Source organism: Rubrimonas sp. (genome assembly GCF_036788415.1).
Lineage (GTDB): Bacteria > Pseudomonadota > Alphaproteobacteria > Rhodobacterales > Rhodobacteraceae > Rubrimonas.
On sequence record NZ_DAIQNN010000200.1, the window covers coordinates 1 to 2,881 of the forward strand.

Annotated in this window: 4 protein-coding genes; 3 read left to right on the plus strand and 1 reads right to left on the minus strand. The window is 68.9% G+C overall.

All coding sequences use genetic code 11. From position 1 onward, the window contains the following. Both V7Q31_RS18455 and V7Q31_RS18460 read left to right on the plus strand, forming a co-directional pair. Positions 1 to 245: antibiotic biosynthesis monooxygenase family protein (locus tag V7Q31_RS18455; RefSeq protein WP_333835306.1), on the plus strand; the 245-nt coding region annotated here is incomplete at its 5' end. Further along, a complete protein-coding gene (locus V7Q31_RS18460) occupies positions 242 to 1,123 on the plus strand; it encodes a DMT family transporter (protein ID WP_333835307.1) in 882 nt (293 codons plus the stop codon). The genes V7Q31_RS18455 and V7Q31_RS18460, both read left to right, overlap by 4 nt. Before the next feature lie 231 nt (positions 1,124 to 1,354). Here V7Q31_RS18460 and V7Q31_RS18465 read toward each other — a convergent pair whose 3' ends face one another. Continuing rightward, entirely contained in the window at positions 1,355 to 2,014 is a 660-nt protein-coding gene (locus tag V7Q31_RS18465; RefSeq protein WP_333835308.1) for a hypothetical protein, read from the minus strand. Here V7Q31_RS18465 and V7Q31_RS18470 point away from each other — a divergent pair. Then, complete coding sequence (locus V7Q31_RS18470) at positions 2,013 to 2,564, plus strand: Crp/Fnr family transcriptional regulator (RefSeq protein WP_333835309.1); 552 nt, start codon at positions 2,013 to 2,015, stop codon at positions 2,562 to 2,564. The two genes, V7Q31_RS18465 and V7Q31_RS18470, sit on opposite strands and share 2 nt — an antisense overlap. The last annotated feature ends 317 nt before the right edge of the window (positions 2,565 to 2,881 follow it).

Below are 2,881 nucleotides of genomic sequence, written 5' to 3' on the forward strand. Positions count from 1 at the left end.
TCATCTCCATTGAACGGTTCCAGTCGCTTGCGAACGAAGGGAAGCTCGTGTCGCTTTCGTTCTGGCGCGACGAAGCGGCGATCGCCGCCTGGCGGGGGACGGATCGACACCGCGAGGCGCAGACGGCGGGACGGACGGCGATCCTGGCCGACTATCGGCTGCGCGTGGCGGAGGTCGTGCGGGACTACGGTCTGACCGAACGCGACGAGGCCCCCGCGGACAGCCGGAAAGCGCTTGAGACATGAGCGCGCCGTCCCTTCGGACCGAACTGCCGCTCTTGGCCATTCTCGCGCTGCTCTGGGGTTCGTCCTACCTGTTTATCAAGGTCGCCGTCGCCGAGATCCCGCCCGTCACGCTGATCGCCCTGCGCGTCCTCGGCGCCGCGGCCTTCTTGATGGTCGTGTTGGCGGTTCGCGCCCAGCGGCTGCCGCGCGACGCGCGGACATGGCGGATGCTCTTGGTTCAGTCGTTTCTCAACAGCATCGGGGCATGGACGGCGCTGGCCTGGGGCCAGCAATTCGTGGACGCCGGCCTCGCCAGCGTCCTTAACTCCACCTCCCCGATCTTTGTCCTCTTCTTCACCGCTTTCGTCACGCGGCATGAACCCCTCGGCATGGGCCGTGGAGCCGGCGCTGCGCTCGGCCTGCTCGGCGTGTCGTTGGTCGTCGGCACAGACGTCCTGCGCGGCCTGGGCGATCAGGTGGCAGGCCAGCTCGCATGCCTCGTGGGCGCGGCGCTTTACGCAGGCGCCGCGGTCTACGGGAAGAGGTTCGGCCACGTCGGGGCTGTCGCAACGGCTGCAGGCACCATGATCTGGGCTTCTGTCATCCTCGTACCGCTCGCCTTGGTGGTCGACCGCCCCTGGACGCTGTCACCGAGCGCCGCGGCCATCGCCGCCACTGGCGTGCTGTCGATTATGTGCACCGGCGTGGCGCTGATGGTCTACTTCCGCCTCGTGAAGACCCTTGGGTCCATGGGCGTGGCCAGCCAGAGCTACCTGCGCGCCGGGATCGGCGTCGTTCTCGGCATAGTGGTACTCGGCGAGACATTCACGCCGACGATCGGACTTGGGCTGTTCGCCGCAATCGCGGGCGTCGCGCTCATCAACGCGCCTCGGCAATAGCCGGATCCACGCTAAAGCTCTCCCGGTTCCGGCCGGTCGCGGAGTGGACTGTCGCGACTGGTGGAACACCATTGGCGTGACAGGCAGATGTCCTTTGGGAGTCAGCCGCTCCCGGGTCGAAGCGGAGACACCGGAGCTACAAGGCTGACGGCCGGGGCTGGTTTCCCGGGGCGCACTCCATTGTCTGACGACGGGACACATGCGCTTCGTTGAAGATGCGTCATCTCCATGTCAGCCGCAGTTGTTATGGCGTCGCCAAATCTCGGTGTCGTGGCCGGCGGGAACGTTGAGGCAGGGGTCCGAGCCGTACCCCCTCAGGATGTTGTAGCGTTCGATCTGCGCCTTCGTCAGCAACGCCGGCGTCGAGAGATGGCGCGACAGATGAACGAACCGAAGCTCGGCCCGGGCGACCTCGGCCGCGGTGACGAGCGACCTCAGTCGCACGTCCTCCAGCGCGCCAGCCCGGAACGCGGCTTCCAGCGCCTCCTCGGCGGCTATCAACCGGGCCCCGGCTGCGATCGCTTCTGCCTTCATTTCCGCGAAGATCGCCTCGATGGCGGCGATCTGCTCAGCGCCCAGAGGGATCTCGTCGCGCAACTCCAGCAGATGGGCCGGGCCGGGGACGCCGTTCAATTCGGCCGCCAGCGCCAGACCCCAGCCCCCGCCGCGACGCAGTTCGTCGATGTCGCCGGCCGACAGGCTCTTGATGGCCCGACGCTCCAGACCGGCGTAGGGGGCCGCGTGGCCGCCGTGGCCCTGGGCGTCGAGGATAGCGGGGGCGAGGGCGAGGGCGAGCGACAGGGGGGACAACGCTTTCATGGGCGAAAGATCTCCATCGGTGTTTCCGCCCGGATAGCGTGATCTCGCGCGCGCACTTATGATCTCGATCATGTCCCCAGAGCTCGTCCGCCTTTTCGACGGTTCGGAGCCGCGCCCGCTGGCCGGCGGGGCGTGGCTGTTCCATCCGGGCGACCCGGTGCGACGGATGCATCTTGTCACCGAGGGGACGGTGGCGCTGTCGCGGGTGACGGGAACCGGCGCGCCGGTGACGCTCCAGCGGGCGCGGGCCGGGCAGGTTCTGGCCGAGGCGTCGGCCTATGCGGCGGTCTATCACTGCGGCGCATGCGCGGTCGCGCCCACGATGATGCGCGCCCTGCCGGTGGCGCGTTTTCTGGCGCGGCTGGCGCAAGACCCTGAGCTTGCGCAGGCTTGGGCGGCGCATCTCGCCTACGCCGTCCAGGCTGCGCGGCTCCTTGCCGAGATCCGCACCCTGCGGACCGTCGCCGAGCGGCTGGATGCGTGGCTGGGCGAAGACGGATCGCTGCCGCCCAAGGGCGCCTGGCAGCAGGTGGCGGCCGAACTCGGCGTGACGCGCGAGGCGCTTTATCGGGAACTTGCGCGCCGCCGCGAGCATCGACGCCTCGGCGAGCCTCACCGCTAATCCGGCCTCTCGACAGCTTAGTTTGCTCCCAGTCTCACTGTGGTGCCCCTCGCGGTTCCCGCCGGTCGCGGGGCGGATGGCGAACCCGGAGGCCGTTCGCGCGAGCGGCGCGAGTCTCTTCAAGCGCCGCATTTCGACGAGGCTGCGTCGTCGCAACCTGGGTCTTGGTCAGGCCCCCCGGCGCTCACGCCAGGATGCGCACGCCCCTGCCGCTGGCCTGTCATTCGTCCTGCGCGATCCGCGTGAACCGGCCCGCCAGATGTTCCTGCGCCCACCGATAGGGCGCCGGGCCGAAGCTCGCTCGCGCGACGCCGAGA

Bases quoted from the DNA above. Each gene is read 5' to 3' on its own strand.
- V7Q31_RS18460 (WP_333835307.1), top strand. From the start codon at position 242: ATGAGCGCGCCGTCCCTTCGGACCGAACTGCCGCTCTTGGCCATTCTC.
- V7Q31_RS18465 (WP_333835308.1), bottom strand. From the start codon at position 2,014: ATGATCGAGATCATAAGTGCGCGCGCGAGATCACGCTATCCGGGCGGA.
- V7Q31_RS18470 (WP_333835309.1), top strand. From the start codon at position 2,013: ATGTCCCCAGAGCTCGTCCGCCTTTTCGACGGTTCGGAGCCGCGCCCG.